This is a genomic window from Youngiibacter multivorans (assembly GCF_017873395.1).
Classification (GTDB): Bacteria; Bacillota; Clostridia; order Clostridiales; family Clostridiaceae; genus Youngiibacter; species Youngiibacter multivorans.
Genome location: NZ_JAGGKC010000058.1, coordinates 1 through 5,017, shown reverse-complemented (window position 1 = coordinate 5,017; position 5,017 = coordinate 1). Strand labels below are relative to the sequence as shown.

Sequence of the window (5,017 nt, the reverse complement as noted above, 5' to 3'; positions counted from 1 at the left end):
CAAGGTGCCAATGATACTGCAGGGGAAGCTCTGTGGGAAAGTAGGTCGTCGCCAGGTCATCTAAATCCCCCGGATCTTTTGGTCCGGGGGATTTGACTTATACCCCTAAGGAGATTTTGAATGAAGAGTAAGCGAATGGTCTCTTACGCTGCTGTCATAATATGGATGGTCATAATTTACATGTTCTCGATGCAGGATGGGACAGAGTCCTCTGACATGTCCGGCAGACTTGTCGCCATCTTGAGATTCCTTGGTATAGGAACGGGAGAACAGGGTCTTGCAGTCATCAGCCTGTTGGTACGCAAGGCAGCGCATATGACAGAATATGCAATTTTGTTTCTACTGATTGCCAATGCTTTGAGTTTTGATTCTTCTGGTAGAAAGTTATATCTGTACGCACTCATTATCACGATTGGATATGCAGCTACTGATGAATTCCATCAAATGTTTGTTCCCGGCAGGGCAGGAAGTCCTGCAGATGTGGCAATTGATTCTGTTGGTGCTGGATTTGGTGTAATGGTAAGGACAATGTCAGAATCATATTCAGTGAAAATTAAACGGAACCTGAAAGCATGAATTCAGGTTCCGTTTTAATTTGCATTATAATCAGGGCCTTTCTGCAGCCATCTCGTAGAGTCCCCAGCTTTCATTGTTGTATTGAAGAGAAGACTAATTGAAATTCTCATCGACAAAGCCGGCTGACAGATAACAGCTGTGTGCTGAGGCATTGTTTTCAAAAACACCGAGGGTGACTCTGTTAACTTTTAGAATCTCGAAAGCATATTTAAGAGCTGAATCAACAAGTTCTCTTCCATAGCCTTTTCCGCGATGGTTCTTGTCGATCACGATAAATCCAATATGTATGCTGTTGTTTATGTAGTCTGCCTTTCTCATGAGAAAATGGCCTACAGGATTTCCTTCAGTGTCCATTGCGATCATTATCCATGCGTCAATATCATTTTCAGACCGGTCATAGTATTCGTGAAGCTGCTCAATGGTTAGTGGATATTCGAATTTCCCAGCACACCACTGCATGAATTCAAGTCTGTTTTCAAACCAGTCAATCATTGGTTTCAAGTCACATTTCTTTAGAGGTCTCAGTCTTATCATCCTATATGATCCCCGTGTCTGCAATAATCTGAGAAACTATTTCTCTGTAAGCTCTTATGTATATCGATGTGTCGATTCCGACAACAACACTATCGAAGCCGGCATCAAGATACTTCTTCGCTGAAAGGGCATCTCCTGAAAATATCATTGAAATTTTACCGCTGGCTTTGCAGGCACGGAGTATGCGTTCGATTGCTCCTTTGACATCAGTATCTTCAAACTGACCCGGTTTGCCCATGTCAATCGAAAGATCATACGGACCTACAAGAATTCCATCTACACCTTCGATGGAAACAATATCTTCGATAGACTCAAGGCATCCTTTGGTTTCACATTGTGGAATCAGAATGGTTTCTCGGTTGCAGTAATCCATATAGCTATCAAGGGATAATGAGTTTTCAGAAAATCCCCATCCTCCATCCCTTGTCGGACAGAATCCCCTGTTACCTACAGGAGGGAACTTTGCAAAGCCTACTAGCTGCATGACCTGTTCAATATTTTCGATTCCTGGGACAATGATACCATCTGCCCCTGAATCAAGAACCTTGAGCACTGGACTTCGTGAAATTTCCTTTACCCTCACCAGAGTGGAAAGTCCTGATGCCTTGCATGCAAGCATGTATTTGGAAGCACTTTCTTCTGATAAAGGACCATGTTCAGTATCAAGCATTACATAGTCAATTCCCGTGTATCCAAGACATTCAAGTGCAGTAGTGCTTTCCATTGCACTAAGTGTTCCTAATGGCTTTTTGTCAGATTTGACCTTCCTTAAAAATTCATTCCCCAAATTCATTTCCTCCATTTGCTTACTTGTTATAGTTTCGGTGAAAGGAACAGCGCTAGAAGAGAAGAGAAAAAACTCTGAAGAAGCTTTCCTTTAGGTTAGTCATTAAACCTCTGTCATTGAATTCTTCTAACGTAATGAGCCTGCTTCTGGCTATGTCATCGAAGAACATGCCTTCAACCTTTGAGGCTTCCAGTTCATCATAGACAACTGCATTGACCTCATAATTGTAATAGAAGCTTCTTACGTCAAAGTTTGCAGTACCCATTGTAAACATACGCCCGTCAACAACTATAGCCTTTGTGTGAATGAAGGAGCTTTTGTCATATAGATAGAATTTTGCTCCAAGCTGCAGTATCTCCTTGATGAATGTCATTGAGGCGTGCTGAACAGGAGGATGGTCATATTGTTCGGGCATTATTATCCTTACATCAACTCCTGAAAGGATGGCTATCCTCAGCGCTTCAAGAGTCCCGGAAGAGGGTATGAAGTATGGGGAGCTTATAAATATCTTTTCCCTGGCTGAAGTTATCATCTTTATGAAGAGCTGCTCAATTGTTGAAAATGGCGACGCAGGACCGCAATAGGCAAGCTGCATCGGGATATATGAGCTTACAGAAGTTCTTGGGAAATACTTCTCAAAATCTTGGATCTGTTTGTGCACTTCTTTTCTGCGGTGCAGCTCGAATACTCTGGAATTCTCATTGATATTAATGACAGAGAAAAAATCATCGTAAAACAATCCCTGCAGCCCGAGGACAAAATCACCTCGTATTCTCATGTGAGTGTCACGCCAGTAACCGAACTTGCTTTGTCCGAGGTACTCATCACCTATGTTGTTGCCGCCGATATATCCAATATCCCCGTCAATTATGACTATTTTTCGATGATTCCTGTAGTTGATGGAAGTATCGATAAGTCTGGTGAAGTTGGCAAAGTGCGCAGAATAGGTTACGATTTCGACACCACTGTCAATTAGGTCACGCAGATAATCCTTGTCGAATTTCCTTCCACCCACCTTGTCCATAACGAATCTGACTTCTACGCCTTCAAGAGCCTTTTCCTTTAGTATGTCAAAGATCTTCCTTCCAATTTCATCAGATTTGACTATATAGTATTCCATATGTATATGGTGTCTGGCATTTTTCAGGTCAACAAGAAGATCGTTGAATTTTTCATACCCATCCCTGTAAAGCTTGACTTCGTTCTTCATGAACATGGGACTTGAGTTCCCGTTTGTCACAAGCTTAGCTATATCCTGATAGGGACCTTCATAATCATCCAGACTCGCATTAATGAGATTCAACATTTCATGGGACAACTTATTCTTCAGGTTGGTACTCCTCCAGTTTCTGCCAACAAGAAAATACAGAACCAGACCGACAATTGGAACTAACATGAATATCAGAAGCCATCCTATGGATTTTTCAGGCTTCTCTCTGTTCACGAAAATAATGTACACTGATATTATGAAGTTCAGAAGTATTACAGTTATATAAATTATATTATAAAGACTCATATACACCACCGCTTATCATATTCACTCAAATCGTTATATACAGTATAATACAAATAATCATTAAGGTTGCTTAAGCAGGCTCTGTTAACACTAATTTTACCGCAATCGGGATATAAAGAGGAAAGAAGGTAACGTAAATGGAGACTAAGGCATATTTTCCAGGACCTACAAGGGTCAGAGAAAATGTAAGGCAGGCAAGGTCGCTTGAAACAATGAATCCTGACATGGACCCGCAATTTTACGAGATGTACTCGAAGCTTGGGAAAGACATAGGGAGGATAATTGGGACTGAAAATCAGGTTTTCATATTGTCAGGAGAAGGCATCTTGGGACTTGAAGCTGCATGCGCCAGTCTGACAGAGCCTGGCGACAGAGTTCTGGTGCTTGACAATGGCATATTCGGAGAAGGATTTGCTGACTTCGTTACAATCTATGGTGGGACTCCTGAAGTATTGAAGTTTGACAGATTAAGAGAAATTGATACCTCAGTGCTTCAGGAGTTCTTGGACAAGGACCATGACTTCAAATATGCCACACTCGTGCATTGCGATACTCCGTCTGGGGTCTTAAATCCTGTGGATGAGATATGTCCATTGCTTAAGAAGTACGGAATATTGAGTGTCGTAGATGCAGTTGCTTCTTCAGGAGGCGAGCCTGTTGATGTTGACAAGAACAGGATTGATATCTGCCTTGGTGCATCACAGAAGTCATTCTCTGCACCCGTTGGACTCACATTTGCAAGCGTAAGCGAAGCAGCATTCAGGTCCATGGAAGCGAGAAAGGCACCTATAGCAAGCTACTATATGAACCTTCTTTCCTTTAAGGATAGCATAGCCAACCAGTGGTTCCCATACTCCATGCCTTCATCTGATATCCTCGGACTGCGTCAGGCGGTAGACAATATCCTTGAAGAGGGAATAGGTGAATTACAGAAAAGGCATAGAAATATTGCCGGTGCAGTCAGGAATGCTTTTAGGGATTATGGACTGAAGCTTCATCTTAATAGCGGATATTCAAATACCGTAACAGTAGTAGAAATGCCAGAAGGTATTGATACGGTAGAGTTACTTCTTCGGCTTAAGAATGAAAGAGGACTTCTCCTATCCGGATCGATTGGTTATCTCAAGAACAAGGTCGTCCGTATGGGGCATATGGGGGAAAATGCAAATACTGAAGAGCTTATCTTTGTTTTAGAAGCGATGGATTCAGTGCTTGAAGGAATGGGCTACATCAGGACGTCTAATCTGAAGGACTTGTTCCTGAAGTATTTGGGATAGATAAAGGCAACAAAGATGGGGTTTGTCCTAAGTTATCGCCTGCAAAAATGATTTGGAGATATAAAAAAACCGAAGATTTTTTCGGTTTTTTTATATGAGATGGAATACAAAATTGAAAATTCCATTGGGCTTCATATACTAATGAAACAATTGAAGGTTGTCGATTATTTTTCATTTTTAGTTGACACCTAAGCCAGCAAATGTTATTATATACAAGTTGCCTGAAGCAACAAGCTCTTTGAAAATTAAACAGAAATAGGTAATAAGACCAGAGTAAATTTTTTTGAGTCACCTCCATATTGGTTGGAGGAAGACGCTTCGAGTAGG

5 protein-coding genes are annotated in these 5,017 nt (G+C 41.5%); 2 read left to right on the top strand and 3 right to left on the bottom strand.

The genetic code is table 11. The features are described 5' to 3' along the window. The first annotated feature begins 120 nt into the window (after positions 1 to 120). On the top strand, positions 121 to 576 hold the full coding sequence (locus J2Z34_RS17375) for a VanZ family protein (RefSeq protein ID WP_209461137.1): 456 nt from the start codon (positions 121 to 123) through the stop codon (positions 574 to 576). A 93-nt stretch (positions 577 to 669) separates the two neighbouring features. Here the strand turns inward: J2Z34_RS17375 and J2Z34_RS17370 are convergent, their stop codons facing one another. From J2Z34_RS17370 to cls, 3 genes are read right to left on the bottom strand one after another with little or no spacing between them, the layout of a single operon-like run. Continuing rightward, positions 670 to 1,110, bottom strand: a complete 441-nt coding sequence (locus tag J2Z34_RS17370) for a GNAT family N-acetyltransferase (RefSeq protein ID WP_209461136.1) — start codon at positions 1,108 to 1,110, stop codon at positions 670 to 672. Between the two features lies 1 nt (position 1,111). Then, complete coding sequence (locus J2Z34_RS17365; RefSeq protein ID WP_209461135.1) at positions 1,112 to 1,897, bottom strand: HpcH/HpaI aldolase family protein; 786 nt, start codon at positions 1,895 to 1,897, stop codon at positions 1,112 to 1,114. A 52-nt stretch (positions 1,898 to 1,949) separates the two neighbouring features. Continuing rightward, a complete protein-coding gene (cls, locus tag J2Z34_RS17360) occupies positions 1,950 to 3,413 on the bottom strand; it encodes a cardiolipin synthase (protein WP_209461134.1) in 1,464 nt (487 codons plus the stop codon). A gap of 137 nt (positions 3,414 to 3,550) precedes the next feature. On the opposite strand from cls, the gene J2Z34_RS17355 reads away from it, so the two are divergent. Then, on the top strand, positions 3,551 to 4,690 hold the full coding sequence (locus J2Z34_RS17355; RefSeq protein WP_209461133.1) for a pyridoxal-phosphate-dependent aminotransferase family protein: 1,140 nt from the start codon (positions 3,551 to 3,553) through the stop codon (positions 4,688 to 4,690). Positions 4,691 to 5,017 lie beyond the last annotated feature (327 nt).

Excerpts from the sequence above, each read along its gene's own strand:
- J2Z34_RS17370 (WP_209461136.1), bottom strand. The coding sequence starts at position 1,110 with ATGATAAGACTGAGACCTCTAAAGAAATGTGACTTGAAACCAATGATT.
- J2Z34_RS17375 (WP_209461137.1), top strand. The coding sequence starts at position 121 with ATGAAGAGTAAGCGAATGGTCTCTTACGCTGCTGTCATAATATGGATG.
- cls (WP_209461134.1), bottom strand. The coding sequence starts at position 3,413 with ATGAGTCTTTATAATATAATTTATATAACTGTAATACTTCTGAACTTC.
- J2Z34_RS17355 (WP_209461133.1), top strand. The coding sequence starts at position 3,551 with ATGGAGACTAAGGCATATTTTCCAGGACCTACAAGGGTCAGAGAAAAT.